Below are 17,969 nucleotides of genomic sequence, written 5' to 3' on the forward strand. Positions count from 1 at the left end.
CCAGGCGAACACCGCCACCGCGGAAACTGCGCGAGAACCGCCCCGATACCGGGTATGAATGCAGGTGGACGGGTTCTTCGGCCCGTCCAGGGGCAGCATGTGCGACCGGCCGGTGAGGGTCCGGCTGCGCCCCGGCGGCTCTTGTTCGCCGATGGCGTAGCGGATTCCGGTGCATCCGGCCCACCTGTGGGAACACCGATTCCCAGCATCAGGTTGGGATTGGTGTCGGCTGGTCGCGCAGCATCTCGCTCCTCTACCGGGGAGTGAATCCGTGGGCCGCGCCGCTGAGCGGGACTAGCATGCGGAAGGACAGGGCGGGGACGGACCCCGAACTGCCCGACCGCTCTGAGGAGCGATAAACGATGTTCGAGAGGTTCACCGACCGCGCGCGGCGGGTTGTCGTCCTGGCTCAGGAAGAAGCCCGGATGCTCAACCACAACTACATCGGCACCGAGCACATCCTCCTGGGTCTGATCCACGAGGGCGAGGGCGTCGCCGCCAAGGCCCTGGAGAGCCTCGGGATTTCCCTTGAGGCCGTGCGCCAGCAGGTCGAGGAGATCATCGGCCAGGGCCAGCAGGCCCCGTCCGGTCACATTCCCTTCACCCCCCGGGCGAAGAAGGTCCTGGAGCTGTCGCTCCGGGAGGCCCTGCAGCTCGGCCACAACTACATCGGCACCGAGCACATCCTGCTCGGCCTGATCCGCGAGGGCGAGGGCGTCGCCGCCCAGGTCCTGGTGAAGCTGGGCGCCGACCTCAACCGGGTGCGCCAGCAGGTCATCCAGCTGCTCTCCGGTTACCAGACCAGCGGCGGCAAGGAGTCGGCCACGGCCGGCGGGCCCGCCGAGGGCACCCCGTCGACCTCGCTGGTCCTGGACCAGTTCGGGCGCAACCTCACCCAGGCCGCCCGCGAGGCCAAGCTCGACCCGGTCATCGGGCGCGAGAAGGAGATCGAGCGGGTCATGCAGGTGCTGTCCCGCCGCACCAAGAACAACCCGGTCCTGATCGGTGAGCCCGGCGTCGGCAAGACCGCCGTGGTCGAGGGCCTGGCGCAGGCGATCGTCAAGGGCGAGGTCCCGGAGACGCTCAAGGACAAGCAGCTCTACACGCTGGACCTGGGCGCCCTGGTGGCCGGCTCGCGCTACCGCGGTGACTTCGAGGAGCGCCTGAAGAAGGTCCTCAAGGAGATCCGCACCCGCGGCGACATCATCCTGTTCATCGACGAGCTGCACACCCTGGTCGGCGCGGGCGCCGCCGAGGGCGCCATCGACGCCGCCAGCATCCTCAAGCCGATGCTGGCCCGCGGCGAGCTGCAGACCATCGGTGCCACCACGCTGGACGAGTACCGCAAGCACCTGGAGAAGGACGCCGCGCTGGAGCGCCGCTTCCAGCCGATCCAGGTCGCCGAGCCCTCGCTGCCGCACACCATCGAGATCCTCAAGGGTCTGCGCGACCGCTACGAGGCCCACCACCGGGTCTCCATCACGGACGCCGCCCTGGTCGCCGCCGCCACCCTGGCCGACCGGTACATCTCGGACCGCTTCCTGCCGGACAAGGCGATCGACCTGATCGACGAGGCCGGCTCCCGAATGCGCATCCGCCGGATGACCGCGCCGCCGGACCTGCGCGAGTTCGACGAGAAGATCGCCGACGTCCGCCGCGAGAAGGAGAGCGCGATCGACGCGCAGGACTTCGAGAAGGCCGCGTCCCTGCGCGACGACGAGAAGCAGCTCCTGCAGGCCAAGGCCAAGCGCGAGAAGGAGTGGAAGGCCGGCGACATGGACGTCGTCGCGGAGGTCAACGAGGAGCTCATCGCCGAGGTCCTGGCCACCGCCACCGGCATCCCGGTCTTCAAGCTCACCGAGGAGGAGACCTCCCGTCTGCTCCGCATGGAGGACGAGCTGCACAAGCGCGTCATCGGCCAGAAGGACGCCATCAAGGCGCTCTCCCAGGCCATCCGACGCACCCGTGCGGGCCTCAAGGACCCGAAGCGCCCCGGCGGTTCGTTCATCTTCGCCGGCCCGTCCGGCGTCGGTAAGACCGAACTGTCCAAGACGCTCGCCGAGTTCCTCTTCGGCGACGAGGACGCGCTGATCGCGCTCGACATGTCCGAGTTCTCCGAGAAGCACACCGTCTCCCGGCTGTTCGGCTCCCCGCCCGGATACGTGGGCTACGAGGAGGGCGGCCAGCTGACCGAGAAGGTCCGCCGCAAGCCGTTCTCGGTCGTCCTCTTCGACGAGGTCGAGAAGGCCCACCCGGACATCTTCAACTCGCTGCTGCAGATCCTGGAGGACGGTCGCCTGACCGACTCCCAGGGCCGCGTGGTCGACTTCAAGAACACCGTCATCATCATGACGACCAACCTCGGCACCCGGGACATCTCCAAGGGCTTCAACCTGGGCTTCGCGGCCACGGGTGACACCCAGACCGGGTACGAGCGGATGAAGGCGAAGGTCGGCGAGGAGCTCAAGCAGCACTTCCGCCCCGAGTTCCTGAACCGCGTCGACGACATCGTGGTGTTCCACCAGCTGTCCGAGGACGACATCATCCAGATCGTCGACCTGATGATCGCCAAGGTGGACGAGCGGCTCAAGGACAAGGACATGGGCCTGGAGCTCAGCGTCGAGGCCAAGAAGCTGCTCGCCAAGCGCGGTTACGACCCGATCCTGGGTGCCCGTCCGCTGCGCCGCACCATCCAGCGCGAGATCGAGGACCACCTCTCCGAGAAGATCCTCTTCGGCGAGCTGCGGGCCGGCCACATCGTGGTCGTCGACGTGGACGGCGAGGGCAAGGACGCCAAGTTCACCTTCCGCGGCGAGGAGAAGTCGGCCGTCGCGGACACCCCGGCCGAGGTCGCTTCGTCCGGTCCGGACCTGACGAAGTAGCGGCAACTTTTACACAGACAACTTCACAGCCACCGAGCCCCCGGCGTCCGCGCCGGGGGCTCGGTGCGTTCCCGGCTCCCGCACCCGGCCCGGACCTGGGCTTTTCCGACGGGCCATCAGCTGACGTGAAATCGGCGAGCATAGCGCCGTGCCCATGTCAGGGTCAAGGTCTATCTTTTCCCGCCCCACTTCGGTCAAATGACGTCCACCTGTCTTTCATATTGGTTTACCGGGCCTTGGCCAAGAGTCGGCTCGGTCGGGGAGGGCGTCACAACGTTGAAGACCACCAGGAGAGTCGCTGCGGTCACCACCGCCGCGGCGGTCATAGTCACGCTCGGCGCGGGTCTGCTCCCGAGCAGCGCCGTCGCGGCCGGCTCGGCACCGGTCCCGAGGGACCCCGCCGACGCCGTCCAGTCCGTCACCACCGAGCACAACATCCCGGGCCCGCTGACCGCCAAGGTCGACGCCGAGAAGAAGGCTGCCACCGAGCAGCTGCTCAACGGCACCGCCCAGGTCGAGCAGCACAACGGCAGCACCAGCGTGAAGCTCGGCAAGGACAAGTACGTCGAGCTCGCCCGTGAGCGCACGGACAAGATCTTCACGATCCTGGTCGACTTCGGCGACCAGGTCGACAACACCACCAAGACCGCCGACGGCAAGATCAAGTACGGCGGCGACCCCGGCCCCAAGCACAACGAGATCGCGGCGCCGGACCGGGCCACGAACAACTCGACCGCCTGGCAGGCCGATTACAACCAGCAGCACTACCAGGACCTCTACTTCAGCAAGGACAAGCCCTCGCTGAAGACCTTCTACGAGAAGCAGTCCTCGGGCCGCTACTCGGTCGACGGCGTGGTCTCGGACTGGGTCCGGGTGCCGTGGAACGAGGCCCGGTACGGCTCCGACTACTGCGGCTCCAACGTGTGCTCCAGCGCCCAGGACCTGATCCGCGACGCCGTCGACATCTGGTACAAGGACCAGGTGGCGAAGGGTCAGTCCAAGGAGCAGATCAAGGCGACGCTGGCCTCGTACGACCAGTGGGACCGCTACGGCTCGCACCACGACGGGAACTTCAACCAGCCCGACGGGTACATCGACCACTTCCAGATCGTGCACGCCGGTGAGGACAAGTCGGCCGGTGGCGGCAAGCAGGGCAGCAAGGCCCTGTGGGCGCACCGCTCGTACGTCTACGGCAACCTGACCGGCCAGGCCGGTCCGGACAACAACAAGCTCGGCGGCGTCCAGGTCGGTGACTCCGGCTTCTGGATCGGCGACTACACGATGCAGCCGGAGAACGGCGGCCTCGGCGTCTTCGCCCACGAGTACGGCCACGACCTCGGTCTGCCGGACCTCTACGACACCGCGGGCAAGGGCATCGACAACTCGGTCGGCTTCTGGTCGCTGATGTCCTCCGGCTCCTGGCTCGGCGAGGGCAAGGACAGCATCGGCGACATGCCGAACGACCTCGACGCCTGGAGCAAGTACCAGCTCGGCTGGCTGAAGGCCGACCGCGCCAAGGCGGGTACCGAGTCGACCCACCACATCGGCCCGGTCGAGTACAACACCAACCTGCCGCAGGCGCTCATCGTCGACCTGCCGAAGAAGAGCATCACCACCGACATCAACAAGCCCTTCGGGGGCAACAGCGAGTGGTGGAGCGGCAGCGCCGACAACCTGAACGTCACGCTGACCCGGGACATCGACCTGACCGGCAGGACCAAGGCCAGCATCAACGCCAAGGCCTGGTACGAGCTGGAGCAGGACTTCGACTACGCCTTCGGTGAGGTCTCGACCGACGGCGGCAAGAACTGGACCGTGGTGGACGGCACCTGGAACGGCGCCGCCCTGCCCAAGGAGAACGGCCGCCCGGCCCTCAGCGGCCTGACCGCCGCCTGGGGCGACCTGTCGTTCAACCTGGACGCCTACGCCGGCAAGAAGATCCAGTTCCGCTACCACAACACCACCGACGGCGGCCTGCACTACCGCGGCTTCGCGGTGGACAACATCGCGGTCGTCGCCGACGGCACCACGGTGTTCAGCGACGACGTGGAGAACGGCGACAACGGCTGGACCGCCGCCGGCTTCACCCGCTTCGGCGGCTCGTACACCAAGGACTACGCGCAGTACTACATCGCGGAGAACAAGCAGTACGTGTCGTTCGACCAGACCCTGAAGACCGGCCCGTACAACTTCGGTTCCGCCGCCAAGCCGAACTGGGTCGAGCACTACTCGTACCAGCCCGGCCTGCTGATCTGGTACTGGGACGAGTCGCAGACCGACAACAACGTCAGCGCCCACCCGGGCCACGGCCTGGTGCTGCCGGTCGACTCGCACCCGACCCCGATCAAGTGGTCCGACGGCACCCTGATGCGTCCGCGCATGCAGGGCTTCGACTCGACCTTCGGTTCGCGCCGCGTCCCGGCGCTGACCCTGCACAAGGCCGACGTCGAGACCGTCATCCCGAAGTCCAAGGGCGTCGACGAGTTCAACGACCTGAAGTCCTGGTGGTCGAAGGACAACCCGTACGCCGGTGTCGACGTCCCGAAGACGGGCACCAGCATCGAGGTCGAGAACGAGTCCGCGAACTACCTGGAGACCTGGATCCGGGTCCGCCCGGTCGACAACTGATCGCACCCCGTGTGACGACAGCTTGATCCGAGCCTCCACGTCCGGCCCGTCCCCGCTCAGCGCGGGGGCGGGCCGGCCGCTTTCCGGCCGTTCCACGGGGCTTCAAACCAGGCCCGCGGGTGGCGATCGTCACAGCGGTTCACGGCGGTACGACCGGGCCTAGTAGTCGGTCGGGCGGAGCTCCGGATCGGGCCGGGCCGGGCGCGGGCGATCCGATCGCATGATCATTACTCCGTCGGCTTGAATATCCGGCGCCCCGATGACTACACGCCGTAGTACGTCACGGCTTTTGGGACTCCGCTCGGTGACCGTTACACCTGAGTGGTCCCCCGCTCAGCAAAGCGCCCGATCGGGCGCTTCGTGCTGTCCCCGTACAACCGTGAGGTACGCCGGCGATGTCCACCGTTCCGCCCGTGAGGCCGGCCCTGCGCCGGCTCGCCGTCCGTGCGACGGCCCAGGCGGCCGTCTGGCAGCCGCGGATCGGCCAGGCCGTCCGCAGCCGTGCCGTGCCGCCGCTGCGTCTGCTCACCACCCCCCGGCACGCCACCCTGCCGGGCAGCCGGCAGCGCACCGAGCGCGACCACGCGATGGCCTCGGCCGGGGCGGCCGCGGTACTGCTGGCGGGCGTGCTGCTGGTGGCCTCGCCGGGCAGCGCCTCCGCGCAGACCGTGCTGCCGACCACCCCGGGCAGTTCGGCCTTCACCGCCCCGCAGGCCGAGGTGCCCAACCCGGGCCTGGTGCAGGTCGCCGGCCCCAGCCCGTACAAGCTCCCGGACGACGCCGCCTCGGCGCAGGTGTTCGTGGCGGTCGCCCCCAACCTGCTGCCGCTCGCCCCGCCGGCGCCCGAGCCCGGGACCGCCGACCCGGGGGCCCCGGACGCCCCGGCGGCGGCCCCGCAGCCGGAGGCCGCCCCGGCACCGGCCCCGGCGCCCGAGCCGGACTGGTCGGCGCCGGTGCCGGACGCGCCGACCAGCAATCCGTTCGGGGTGCCCAACCGCTCGTACGCCGCCGGGTACCACACCGGGGTGGACTTCGCGGTGTCCCCGGGCACGCCGGTGCTGGCGGTCGGCGACGGGACGGTGGTGTCGGCCGGCTGGGACGGCGCCTACGGCAAGGAGGTCGTCCTGCGGCTCGCGGACGGGCACTTCGCCCAGTACGCCCACCTGTCCGGGCTGTCCGTCTCGGCGGGCCAGCAGGTGTCGGCGGGCCAGCGGATCGGGCTGTCCGGGAACACCGGCAACTCCACCGGGCCGCACCTGCACTTCGAGATCCGCACCAGCAACCGCTACGGCGCGGTGGTCAACCCGATCGCGTACCTGTCCGCGCACGGCGTCTCGGCGTTCTAGGGCGTCTCCACCGGTCCGCCCCGGCTCGGCGCGGACCGGTGGAGACGCCCCGGCGGCCGTGGTTCAGCCGGCGTCGTGGGCCGGCCGGCCGATCCGGCCGCTGATCTCCAGCGCGATCTCCCGGGCCGCGTCGAGCGCCTCGTCCAGCTCGGCGTGCGACACCTTCTCGCCCCACACGTTCACGGGCTCGCCGTGCTCCGCGGCGTCCTGCTTGAGCAGGAAGAACGCCGAGTGGGCGGTGAACAGCGCCATGGTGGCCCGCAGCCGGTCGCGGAACCCCGCGTCCGGCCCGTGCACCAGCTGCATCATGGTGATCACGCGCTCCCGGAAGGCCAGCCCGGCCGGGGACTCGCGCAGCGCGGGCTGGTTCTCGTGGAAGAAGCGCAGCAGCGGGGCCCGCTCGGGCATCCCGTCCGCGTAACGGCGGATCAGCTCGTCGCGCATCTCCGGGCTCCAGGTCTGCTCCCGGCCCCACGCGATGATCTCGTCGATCGGCGCGGCCATCCGCTCGACGATGCCCAGGACGATGTCGTCCTTGGTCTTGAAGTGGTAGTAGAGCGCGGCCTTGGTGACGCCGAGGCGGTCGGCGATCTCGCGCAGCGAGGTCTGCTCGTAGCCCTGCTCCGAGAAGAGCTCCAACGACACCTCGATGATGCGAGCCCGGGTGTCGCTGCGGGGACTGTGCGGAGTGCCCATGCCTGCCTCATGACTGCGTCGGTGACTACCGCGGACCCCCGGGTGGCGTCCGCCTCGGGCCCATTCTCCCTGCCCAGAGGGCCGGTCGGAAAACTGGCTTGACGACCGGCTAGGAAACAACTTACCGTGCCGACGATCGATAAACTAGCCGGGCGTCAAGTAAGTGAGCCGTCGCACGGCACGATGCCTGTCCGAAACACCCCTCCGGGAGACCCCACCCCATGTCACAGTCCAAGACCGCCGGCCCGGTACCGGAGGACAAGACGGCCGAGGAGGAACAGCCGCGGTCACCCCGCGAGATCCGCCTCGTGATGGTCGGCTTGGTCGTCACCATGCTGCTGGCCATGCTCGACAACCTGATCGTCGGCACCGCGATGCCGACCATCGTCGGCGACCTCGGCGGCGCCGAGCACCGGTCCTGGGTGGTCACCGCCTACACCCTGACCACCGCCGCCTCCACCCCGATCTGGGGCAAGCTCGGCGACATGTACGGCCGCAAGGGCAGCTTCCTCACCTCGATCGTGATCTTCCTGGTGGGCTCGGCGCTGTCCGGCCTCTCGCAGAACATGACCGAGCTGATCGGTTTCCGTGCCGTCCAGGGCCTCGGCGCCGGCGGTCTGATGGTCGGCGTCATGTCGATCATGGGCGCCCTCGTCGCGCCGCGTGACCGCGGCAAGTACCAGGGCATGTTCGCCGCCGTGATGGCCCTCGCCACCGTCGGTGGCCCGCTGGTCGGCGGCTTCATCACCGACCACCTGAGCTGGCACTGGACCTTCTACATCAACCTGCCGCTCGGTGTGATCGCGCTCGCGGTCGTCATCGTCACCCTGAAGCTGCCGAAGGTCCGCAGCACCGCCCGGGTCGACTACCTGGGCGCGCTCCTGCTCACCACTGGCATCACCTCGCTCGTCCTGCTGACCACCTGGGGCGGCCAGCAGTACGCCTGGGGCTCCAAGCAGATCCTCGGCCTGGCCGCGCTCTCCGTCGCCTCGCTGATCGCGTTCTGCTACGTCGAGCAGCGCGCCCAGGAGCCGATGCTGCCGCTGAGCCTGTTCAAGAACCTGAACTTCACCCTGGTCTCGATCATCGGCTTCATCGTCGGCTTCGTGATGTTCGGCTCGACCTTCTTCCTGCCGTTCTACCAGCAGATCGTCCAGGGAGCCTCGGCGACCAACTCCGGCCTGCTGCTGATGCCGCTGATGTTCGGCATGCTGGTCGTCTCGCTGGTGGTCGGCCAGGCCGTCACCAGGACCGGCAAGTACCGGATATACCCGATCATCGGCACCGTCGTGATGACCGGCGGCCTGGTCCTGCTCTCCACGATGGGCATCGGGACCAGCAGCTTCACCTCGGGCTGCTGGATGGTCGTGCTGGGCGCGGGCATGGGCTTCCTGATGCAGATCACCATGCTGGTGGCCCAGAACAGCGTGGAGCTCAAGGACATGGGCGTGGCCAGCTCCACCGCCACCCTGTTCCGCACCATCGGCGGTTCCTTCGGTGTCGCGCTGTTCGGCGCCCTGTTCAACAACCGGGTGACGGACACCATGACCTCCCGGCTGGGCGCCCAGGCCACGGCCGGCGGGGCGAAGGACCCGGGCGAGATGAGCCCGGCCGAGCTGCGCAAGCTGCCCGAGGGCATCCAGGACGCCTTCCACCACGCGGTGTCCAACGGCATCCACACCGTCTTCCTGTGGGGCGCCGGGGTGGCCGTGATCGCCATCGCCGCCGCGGTGTTCCTGCGCGAGGTGCCGCTGCGCGGCACCGGCAAGGGCGAGAAGCCGGCCGAGGCCTCGCTGGAGGCGGCGGCCGTCTGACGACCGCCCGCCGACACACGGCGCCCCCGGGAGGCTTCGAGCCTTCCGGGGGCGCCGTCGTCGTGCGGGGTGCTTCGGGGTGCCGCGGCGGGCTGCGGGCTACTGCGGCAGGCGGTAGACGCCCTGCTCGACCGGTTCGACCAGGCCGTCGGCGACCAGGCCGTCCAGTGCCCGGGCCCGCTGCACCGCGTCCGGCCAGACCGCGTCCAGCCGGGCCTGCGGCACCGTGCCGTGCGCCTCGCGCAGCACCGCGAGCAGCTTGCCGCGCACCTGGCGGTCCGTGCCCTCGTAGGTCTGGCCGCGCCGGGCCGGGCCCTCGTACGGCGGGCGGCCGGCCCGCTGCCAGGCGCAGACCGTGAACAGCGGGCAGTCACCGCACTCCGGGCCGCGCGCGGTGCAGACCAGCGCACCCAGCTCCATCACACCGACCGCCCAGGTGGCGGCCGTCGCGGCGTCGTCGGGCAGCAGCGCGGTCGCGGTGCGGCGCTCGGCGGCGGTGGTCGCCGTGGCCGGGTACTCGACGCCGGTCACCGCGCGGGCGAACACCCGGCGGACGTTGGTGTCCAGCACCACGTGCCGCTGGCGGAAGGCGAAGGAGGCGACCGCGGCGGCGGTGTACTCCCCCACCCCGGGCAGCGAGAGCAGCGTGGCGTGGTCGTCCGGGACCTCGCCGCCGTGCTCCTCGGTGATCGCGACGGCCGCCGCGTGCAAGCGGAGCGCACGGCGCGGGTAGCCCAGTCGGCCCCACATCCGGACCGCCTCGCCGGACGCCTCGGCGGCGAGGGCGGCGGGGGTGGGCCAGCGGGTCATCCAGGCCTGCCAGGCGGGCAGCACCCGCTTCACCGGGGTCTGCTGGAGCATGAACTCGCTCACCATGACCGCCCACGGCGTCGCGTCGGGGGTCCGCCAGGGCAGGTCGCGCTTGCTCGCCTCGTACCAGTCGATGACGGTCGAGTGCAGCAGCGGCAGGGGCAGGGGCGGCGCGGGGGCGGCTTCGGCAGCGGTGATGGCAGTCATGGCCCTTCGATCCTCCCACGGTCGCGGATCCGACCGAAGTGGAGGCGGGCGATCCGGATCGACCGGATTTCACCCGAAAACCGGGGTACGCGGGCTCCCCCGAACGGATCAAATGGCGGATCATGTGAAAGAAGGGGCGACTGTGCGGTGTTGGTGAGTCAATCGCCACACGCCGTCCCATAGAGTTTGGTCGTGCCCTCTCTGCGTCAACCCGTGGGACCGCTGCCGGCCTCGATCTACTGGCGTCGGCGCATCGTCGTGCTCGCCGCCGTCGCGGCGGTCGTCGCGCTGATCGCCTGGCTGATGACCGATCAGGGCGGAGGCGGTGACGACGGCTCACAGAGCAAGGCCGCCCAGGCCGTCCCGTCCCAGAGCCAGACGCCCGCCCAGACGATCACGCCGGGCGCCTCGCCGAGCGGCCCCGCCGCGCACCCGGCCACCGGTGGCACCACCGGCGGCGGACCGGTGGCCAGCGGCGGCGGCAGCGAGGTCGGCCTCAGCGGTGGCGGCAGCGGCGGCGCGGGTGGCACGGGCGGCTCCGGCGGCGGCTCGACCGGTGGTTCGGGCGGTGCGGGCGGATCCGGTGGCTCGACCGGCGGGGCCGGCGGCACCGGCGGTTCCGGTGGCGGCGCCCCGGCGGTGAACACCGCCGAGGTGATGGCGCTTCCGGTCTGCTCCTCCTCCCAGGTCGCCCTGGAGCTGGCCGGCACCCAGAACTCGTACCAGCCCAAGGACAAGCCCAAGCTGTCCCTGACGGTCAAGAACTCCTCCGGCGCCAACTGCCGGGTGGACCTGGGCCGCACCGCCTCCGTGATCACGGTCAGCAGCGGCGGCAACAACGACCGGGTCTGGTCCTCCGGTGACTGCCCGCCCGACAAGGGCAACATCTGGGTGCAGATCCCGGCGAACGGCAGCCAGACCGAGACCTTCACCTGGGACCGCAGCCGCAGCAAGCCGCAGTGCGCGACCACCGCCGACCAGACGGCGCCGGCCAACGGGACGTACGTGGTGCTCGCCGAGCTCACCGGGCTCTCCGGGGACAAGGTGTCGGCCCGGACCTCGATCCGCCTGGACAACTGAGCCGCTGTCAGCTCCCTCGGAGCCCCCGACCGCCGGGCGGTCGGGGGCTCCGGCGTTCCCGGGGCGGCGCTGCGGGCGGGGTGCGGCGTGGTCGGGCGGGGTGCGGGCGGGGTGCGGTGCGGGCAGGCGGCTGCGGTGCGCGCGGACGTGGAACGGCCCCCGGGGAAGCGTTTCTCCGGGGGCCGTCGGGTCCGTCGCGCGTCCGGTCAGACGTAGCGCTCCAGGATGGACGATTCGGCGAGCCGGGACAGGCCCTCGCGGACCGAGCGGGCCCGGGTCTCGCCGACGCCCTCGACCGTCTGGAGGTCGTCGATGCTGGCGGCGAGCAGCTTCTGGAGGCCGCCGAAGTGCTCGACCAGGCGCTCTATCACCGTGTTGGGCAGCCGCGGGATCTTCGCCAGCAGGCGGTAGCCGCGCGGGGAGACGGCGGAGTCCAGCGACTCCGGCGAGCCGGAGTAGCCGAGCGCCTTGGCGACCGTCTGGAGGTCCAGCAGTTCGGCGTGGGTGAGCGCCTCCAGGTCGGCCAGCACCTCGGTGACCGTCCGGCCCTTCTTGGCGGCGCGCTCCGGGAAGTAGTCCCGGGCGACCAGTTCGCGCTCCGGCTCCACGCCCGCGATCAGCTCGTCCAGCTGGAGCGAGAGCAGGCGGCCGTCGATGCCGAGCTCCAGCACGTAGCCGGCGATCTCGGTGGCGATCAGCCGGACCATCTCCAGGCGCTGGGCCACGGCGGTGACGTCCCGGACCGTCACCAGGTCCTCGATCTCCAGGGCGGAGAGCGTGCCGGCCACCTCGTCCAGGCGCAGCTTGTAGCGTTCCAGGGTGGCCAGCGCCTGGTTGGCGCGGGAGAGGACGGTGGTGGAGTCCTCCAGCACCCGGCGGGTGCCGTTGACGTACATGGCGATCAGCCGCATCGAGTGCGAGACCGCGACCACCGGGTACCCCGTCTGCCGGTTGACCCGCTCCGCGGTGCGGTGCCGGGTGCCGGTCTCGTCGGTGGGGATGGTGGAGTCCGGCATCAGGTGGACGCCGGCCCGGACGATCTTGGTGATGTCCTTGTCCAGCACCACGGCGCCGTCGAGCTTGCACAGCTCGCGCAGGCGGGTCGCGCTGAACTCGACGTCCAGCACGAAGCCGCCGGTGCACAGGGACTCGACGGTCTTGTCGAAGCCCAGCACGATCAGGCCGCCGGTGTTGGCCCGCAGGACCCGTTCCAGGCCGTCACGAAGCGCGGTACCGGGCGCGATGGCGGTGAGGGAGGCCCGCAGCAGGGCCTCCTCACGGGAGGCCTTGTCCGCCCCCCGGTCGCTGGCTGCCACGTGACTCCTCCGGTCGACCCCGTGCCGCGCGCCTCGCGCCGTGCGCCGGTCCGCGGTCTGTTGCTCTGTCGCTCAGTACCGCTTCGGTACTGCCTTCTGGCCAATGAGACTGGGGAAAGTCTAACTGCGTGCGGCTTCGGCAGGGCTTGGGTCAGTGCAGTTCGTCGGAGTCGAGCGGCTCCCAGCCGTCCATCAGCTCGTCCGGGTACGCCGGGACCCTGGCCGCGCGGGGCGCCGGCGGGGCCGACGGAGCCTCAGCACGCCCGCCCGTACGGGCCTCGGCACGCCCCTCGGTGCGGCCCTCGGCGCGCGGCTTGGCGGCCGCCCGGCGGCGGCCCGGGATGGCCCGCAGCGCCTCGCCGATGTCGGCCACCTCGACCACCTTCATGCCCGGCGGCACCTTGCCCGGGTCCGGCGGGACCAGGGCGTGGGTGAAGCCCAGCCGGTGCGCCTCAGCGAGCCGGCGCTGCACACCCGTCACCCGCCGCACCTCGCCCGCCAGGCCGACCTCGCCGATCGCCACCAGGTTGCTGGGCAGCGGGGTGTCGGTGGAGGAGCTGGCCACCGCGAGCGCGACCGCGAGGTCCGCGGAGGGCTCCGTCAGCTTCACCCCGCCGACCGTCGCGGTGTAGATGTCCTGCTTGCCGAGCTTCACCCCGCCGTGCCGCTCGACCACGGCCAGGATCATCGCGATCCGCGGCGACTCCAGGCCCGAGGTGGTGCGCCGCGGGGAGGGGATCTGCGAATCCACCATCAGCGCCTGCACCTCGGCCACCAGCGGGCGCTTGCCCTCCAGGGTGACGGTCAGGCAGGTGCCCGGGACGGGCTTGTCACGCCTGGTCAGGAAGAGGCCGGACGGATCGGCCAGGCCGACGATGCCCTCGTCGTGCAGCTCGAAGCAGCCCACCTCGTCGGTGGCGCCGTAACGGTTCTTGACCCCGCGGATGAGCCGGAGCCGGGCGTGCCGGTCGCCCTCGAAGCTCAGCACCACGTCCACCAGGTGCTCCAGCAGGCGCGGACCGGCGATCTGGCCGTCCTTGGTGACGTGGCCGACCAGCAGGGTCGCCATGCCGCGCTCCTTGGACGCCCGGATCAGCGCGCCGGCCACCTCGCGGACCTGGGCCGGGCCGCCGGGGGCGCCGTCCAGCTCGGCGGAGGCGATGGTCTGCACCGAGTCCAGGATCAGCAGGCCGGGGTTGACCGCCTCGATGTGCCCGAGGACCGCGCCGAGGTCCTGCTCGGCGGCGAGGTAGAGGTGGTCGGAGAGGGCGTTGATCCGGTCGGCGCGCAGCCGGACCTGGCCGGCCGACTCCTCGCCGGTGACGTAGAGCGTGCGGTGCCGGTCGGTGGCCGCCTTGGCGGCGACGTCCAGCAGCAGGGTGGACTTGCCGACGCCGGGCTCGCCGGCCAGCAGCACCACCGCGCCGGGGACCAGGCCGCCGCCGAGCACCCGGTCCAGCTCCGGCACGCCCGTCGAGCGGGCCGTCGCGACCTGGCCGTCCACCTGGCCGATCGGGCGGGCGGGCGCGCTGACCGGGCCGGCCGCCGTGGTGCGGATCGGCACCGCGCCGTACTCCTCGACCGTGCCCCAGGCGTTGCACTCCGGGCAGCGGCCGACCCACTTGGGCAGCTGGTTGCCGCACTCGGTGCAGCGGTAGGCCGGGCGCGGCTTGGCGGTGGTCTTGGAACGCGGAGGCATGCGGCCCACGGTAGCGGGTGGGTGTGACACCCGGGCCCGGCTCCGGGGTGCGGCGCGCGCCCACACAGATGGGCGATGTTGTTACCCGAAAGAAGTACATACGCGGTGAATGGCGGGGACGGGCGGCCGGGTGCTCCTACCGTCGGACGGGTGACAACGCGAACTGTTGGGCCCGTCGGGGCGCCGGCCGCCGTGCTCGCGGCGTACGACCGGCAGGTGGACGGCCTGTTCACCTACTGCCTCTCGGTGCTCTGCGAGCACGACGCGGCCGCCGACGCCCTGCGCGAGGTCGGCGAGCTGGCCCGGCGGCACGGTGCCCGGCTGGCCGAGCCCGGACTGGTGCGGGCCTGGCTGTTCGCGGTGGCCCGGTACTGCTGCCTGCGGCGGCTGGCGGACGGGGGCGGCGCGGGGGCGGGGGCCGGGGACCCGGCGGGCGCTGCGGTCGGGACCGGGGCCGGGGCGGACGAGGGCGAGGGCGAGGCCGTGCGGCGGCGGCGCGAGCTGGCCTCGCTCGCCTGGCCGGAGGCGGCCGGCACCGACCCGGAGCAGCGCGAGGCGCTGGAGCTGTCCGTCCGGCACCGGCTGACCCCGCTGGAGGTGGCGGCCGTCCTGGGACTGCCGTTCGAACGGACCCGTGGACTGCTCGCCGCCGCCGAGGCCGAGGTGACCCGGACCAGGGCGGCGCTGCTGGTGCTCGGGGTGGGCAGTTGCCCCGAACTGGACCGGCTCGGCGGGGCCGGGGCGGAGTCCTGGCGGGACTGGGTGCTCGGTCCGGCGCTGCGGCGGGAGCTGGTGCAGCACGTGGTGGAGTGCCCGACCTGCCGGGGGACGGCGGAGCGGGTGGCCGCCCGGGAGGCGGCGGAGGGCTCGGCGGGGCTGTCCGGGCTGCCGCTGCTGACGGCGCCCGCGGCCGGGGGCGGGCCGGGGCGCCCGGGCCACGACCCGGCGCAGGGCATGGCCCGTCCGGCCCGTCCGGTTCCGGTCGGGCCGGTGGGGCCGGTGGGGCGGCGGGGCACGGCGGCGGCCGAGCCGGGGCTGCGGTTCGACCACGACGGCTTCCCCCGGCACCGGGCGCCGGACGCGGGCCGGGGACTGGCGGTGCGGCGGCGGGTGGTGACCACCGGGGTGCTCGCGGCCGTCCTGGCGGCACCGGTGGTCGCGCTCTGGGCCGGGCACCGGGGCGGCGGCGGCCCGGGGACGGCGGCGGCGGTCTCCGCGGTGCGGGTGGACGGGGCCGGGCAGCGGCCGTCGTGGCCGGCGGGGGCGGCGGCTGCGGCCGGGGCGGCGGCGGCCGTGGGCTCGGGGGTGCCGGGGCTGGAGCTGGCGGGTGCCGGTGGCGGGGGTACCGGTCAGGGCGGCGGTGCGGGCGGTGCAGAAACGTTGCTGCACGGATTTCCGCGGCTCACCCTCCAGGGGCCGCTGGTCCCGGTACCCGCCCGCGGCGCGACCCCGCTCGGCAGCCCCGCCCTGGTCGCCGCTCCGGCGCCCGCCGCCGAACCGGCCTCCGCCGCCGGCCCGGGCGACCCGGCCCCGGCCGGCCTGCTCACCGTCGAGGCCGGGGAGTACGGCAGCCGGACGGTGCTCACCCTCACCAACTCCGGTGCCACGGAGATCCGTTGGCACGCCGTGACGGACGCCGGCTGGCTCCGGCTCAGCCGCGACGCGGGGACGCTCTCGCCCGGACAGCGGATCACCGTGATCGTCACCGTGGACGAGGACCTCGCGCCCGCCGACCACTGGACCGCCCGGATCGCGCTGCCGCCCTCGGAAGCGGTGGTCACCCTGGAGGGCGGGCCGCGGAACCGGGGCGGGTCCGCGTCCTCCTCGGCGGGGCCTTCCTCGGGACCGTCCCCGGTGCCGTCGTCGGGTCCGTCGGCGGAGCCTTCCTCGGGGCCCTCGTCGGGGCCTTCGTCGACGTCGGGCGGGGGGCCGTCGGCGACGGCTGCGCCCACCGCGCCCGGCACGCCGACACCGGGCCGGACGGGCTCGCCGTCACCCTCCGGACCGCCGGGCGGTGCGACTCCCACGGCCGCTCCGACGGGCGGAGCCTCGCCGCACCCGACGGGGGCGGCGTCGGGGCGTTAGACCCTCTCTTTGCCTGCCGGGCCCGGGGGCGGCGCGGGGCGGGGCGGGCGCCGGGGTCAGCTGCGGTGGATCGGGGGGATCCGGTAGGTGCCGTCCAGGACCGACGGTTCCGGCCGGTAGAGCCGGATGATCGGGCGGAACTCGCCGAGCGGGGTGGGGAGCCAGTTGGCGGCGGCGGTCGGGTCCTCGGGCTGCTCGTGCTGGAGGGTCACGGTCAGGGAGCCGTCCGGATCGTGCACCAGGCCGGGGGTGCGGTCGCCGATCGAGTAGCGGTCGATCGGGTTCTCCACCAGGTAGTAGTCCGGCACCGAGTACATCGTGACGGACCAGAAGGCACGGGCCGGCGGCGGCTGCTCGAAGCGCAGGGTGTAGCTGTTGGCGCCACTGAGCGGGCGGCCGTCGGCGTCGTCGTAGGTCGTCGCGTACGAGGCCTCGTAGGCGTGGTTGCCCCAGAGGCCGGCCCGGGCGGCGGCGGCGCGGCTGAGGTAGGCGGCGCGGCGGTCGGGGATCCGCCACTCGGGGTCGTCCAGGGTGCCCGGGCCCAGGTGGTCGATGTTGTAGTCGAAGAGGTGCAGCGCCGAGCGCCATTCGCCGAGCGGGTGCTCCTCGGGCGGGCGGGTGGCGTCCTCGACCCGCTCGCGGCCGGAGGCCAGGCCCTTGGCGAGCGAGAGGGTCCACTCCGCGGCGGCCGCGCGGTACGGGGAGGCGCCGTCGTCCAGCAGGCCGAGCGGGGCGAAGCGGCGCTGGTACTCGATGTCGGGGGTGGCCGGCGGGAAGGCCTGCATCCACACCCGCAGGCGTTCGAAGAAGGCCAGCCGCTCGGGGACCTCCGGGTCGGGCTCGGGCAGTCCGGCGACCAGGCCGCCCGGCTCCAGCGGCTCCAGCCGGAGGCCCGCCTGCAGCGCCTTGACCCGGGGCAGGTCCTCCGGGCCGTCGCAGGCGAAGCGGCCGACGATCGTGCCGACGGTGGTGGGCAGTTCGATCACGCGGTCCGGGTCCGGCGCGGTGCCGTGCCAGTCGGGCGGGACGACCAGCCAGGTCTGGGCGTGGGTGCCGGTGGCGCGGCTGCCGAGGTAGGCGACGTTGTCCGTCCAGGCGCCCAGGAACTGCAGCACGTAGTAGGCGCCCGCGGTGTCCGGGACGTGCAGCACCTGGGGGCCCTCGGAGAGGTCGAGCTGGGCGATCGAGTAGACCGTGTCGTTGTTGACCGAGACGAAGTGGTCACCCGGGCCGGCCAGCCGGGTGGCGTGGCTGAAGTGGTTGAACGGCGCCGCCGGGAGGGTGCCCAGGCCGCCCTTGGCGAAGCGCTCGACCATGGTGAGGCCGGCGACGAGCGGGTAGCCGTAGACGTAGGCGTCGGCGGCCAGGGCCTCCAGCTCGGGCAGGTTCATCGGTGGTCCTTCGTC

Annotated in this window: 11 protein-coding genes; 6 read left to right on the forward strand and 5 right to left on the reverse strand. The window is 72.1% G+C overall.

The features are described from left to right. The first annotated feature begins 362 nt into the window (after positions 1-362). The 3 genes from AB0O91_RS04395 to AB0O91_RS04405 all read left to right on the forward strand — a co-directional run bounded on the left by AB0O91_RS04395 (position 363) and on the right by AB0O91_RS04405 (position 6,856). On the forward strand, positions 363-2,882 hold the full coding sequence (locus tag AB0O91_RS04395) for an ATP-dependent Clp protease ATP-binding subunit (RefSeq protein ID WP_363427691.1): 2,520 nt from the start codon (positions 363-365) through the stop codon (positions 2,880-2,882). Between the two features lie 276 nt (positions 2,883-3,158). Next, positions 3,159-5,510, forward strand: a complete 2,352-nt coding sequence (locus tag AB0O91_RS04400; RefSeq protein ID WP_363427693.1) for an immune inhibitor A domain-containing protein — start codon at positions 3,159-3,161, stop codon at positions 5,508-5,510. A gap of 413 nt (positions 5,511-5,923) precedes the next feature. After that, positions 5,924-6,856, forward strand: a complete 933-nt coding sequence (locus tag AB0O91_RS04405; RefSeq protein ID WP_363427695.1) for a M23 family metallopeptidase — start codon at positions 5,924-5,926, stop codon at positions 6,854-6,856. Positions 6,857-6,919: 63 nt separating this feature from the next. Here AB0O91_RS04405 and AB0O91_RS04410 read toward each other — a convergent pair whose 3' ends face one another. Beyond that, positions 6,920-7,552 carry a helix-turn-helix domain-containing protein gene (locus AB0O91_RS04410; protein WP_363427697.1) on the reverse strand — a complete coding sequence of 211 codons (633 nt, stop codon included), beginning with the start codon at positions 7,550-7,552 and terminating at the stop codon, positions 6,920-6,922. A 221-nt stretch (positions 7,553-7,773) separates the two neighbouring features. Here AB0O91_RS04410 and AB0O91_RS04415 point away from each other — a divergent pair, with 221 nt between their 5' ends. After that, a complete protein-coding gene (locus AB0O91_RS04415) occupies positions 7,774-9,366 on the forward strand; it encodes an MDR family MFS transporter (RefSeq protein WP_363427699.1) in 1,593 nt (530 codons plus the stop codon). A 99-nt stretch (positions 9,367-9,465) separates the two neighbouring features. Here AB0O91_RS04415 and AB0O91_RS04420 read toward each other — a convergent pair whose 3' ends face one another. After that, positions 9,466-10,383 carry an A/G-specific adenine glycosylase gene (locus AB0O91_RS04420; protein WP_363427701.1) on the reverse strand — a complete coding sequence of 306 codons (918 nt, stop codon included), beginning with the start codon at positions 10,381-10,383 and terminating at the stop codon, positions 9,466-9,468. A gap of 192 nt (positions 10,384-10,575) precedes the next feature. Between AB0O91_RS04420 and AB0O91_RS04425 the strand changes: the two genes are divergently transcribed. After that, positions 10,576-11,463 carry a hypothetical protein gene (locus AB0O91_RS04425; RefSeq protein WP_363427703.1) on the forward strand — a complete coding sequence of 296 codons (888 nt, stop codon included), beginning with the start codon at positions 10,576-10,578 and terminating at the stop codon, positions 11,461-11,463. 206 nt (positions 11,464-11,669) lie between these two features. Here AB0O91_RS04425 and disA read toward each other — a convergent pair whose 3' ends face one another. Together disA and radA are read right to left on the reverse strand one after the other, a co-directional pair. Further along, positions 11,670-12,728: a DNA integrity scanning diadenylate cyclase DisA gene (disA, locus tag AB0O91_RS04430; RefSeq protein WP_188306273.1), complete on the reverse strand. Its 1,059-nt coding sequence runs from the start codon at positions 12,726-12,728 to the stop codon at positions 11,670-11,672. A 202-nt stretch (positions 12,729-12,930) separates the two neighbouring features. Further along, positions 12,931-14,478, reverse strand: a complete 1,548-nt coding sequence (radA, locus tag AB0O91_RS04435) for a DNA repair protein RadA (protein ID WP_363427705.1) — start codon at positions 14,476-14,478, stop codon at positions 12,931-12,933. A gap of 150 nt (positions 14,479-14,628) precedes the next feature. On the opposite strand from radA, the gene AB0O91_RS04440 reads away from it, so the two are divergent. After that, on the forward strand, positions 14,629-16,563 hold the full coding sequence (locus tag AB0O91_RS04440; RefSeq protein WP_363427707.1) for a sigma-70 family RNA polymerase sigma factor: 1,935 nt from the start codon (positions 14,629-14,631) through the stop codon (positions 16,561-16,563). Positions 16,564-16,619: 56 nt separating this feature from the next. On the opposite strand, the gene AB0O91_RS04445 is transcribed toward AB0O91_RS04440, so the two are convergent. Beyond that, positions 16,620-17,954: a DUF1254 domain-containing protein gene (locus tag AB0O91_RS04445; RefSeq protein WP_363427709.1), complete on the reverse strand. Its 1,335-nt coding sequence runs from the start codon at positions 17,952-17,954 to the stop codon at positions 16,620-16,622. Positions 17,955-17,969: the final 15 nt, after the last annotated feature.

Source organism: Kitasatospora sp. NPDC089797, from assembly GCF_040684795.1.
Classification (GTDB): Bacteria; Actinomycetota; Actinomycetes; order Streptomycetales; family Streptomycetaceae; genus Kitasatospora.

Coding starts and splice junctions, on each gene's coding strand:
- AB0O91_RS04445 (WP_363427709.1), bottom strand. CDS start 17,954: ATGAACCTGCCCGAGCTGGAGGCCCTGGCCGCCGACGCCTACGTCTAC.
- AB0O91_RS04415 (WP_363427699.1), top strand. CDS start 7,774: ATGTCACAGTCCAAGACCGCCGGCCCGGTACCGGAGGACAAGACGGCC.
- AB0O91_RS04410 (WP_363427697.1), bottom strand. CDS start 7,552: ATGGGCACTCCGCACAGTCCCCGCAGCGACACCCGGGCTCGCATCATC.
- AB0O91_RS04420 (WP_363427701.1), bottom strand. CDS start 10,383: ATGACTGCCATCACCGCTGCCGAAGCCGCCCCCGCGCCGCCCCTGCCC.
- AB0O91_RS04395 (WP_363427691.1), top strand. CDS start 363: ATGTTCGAGAGGTTCACCGACCGCGCGCGGCGGGTTGTCGTCCTGGCT.
- radA (WP_363427705.1), bottom strand. CDS start 14,478: ATGCCTCCGCGTTCCAAGACCACCGCCAAGCCGCGCCCGGCCTACCGC.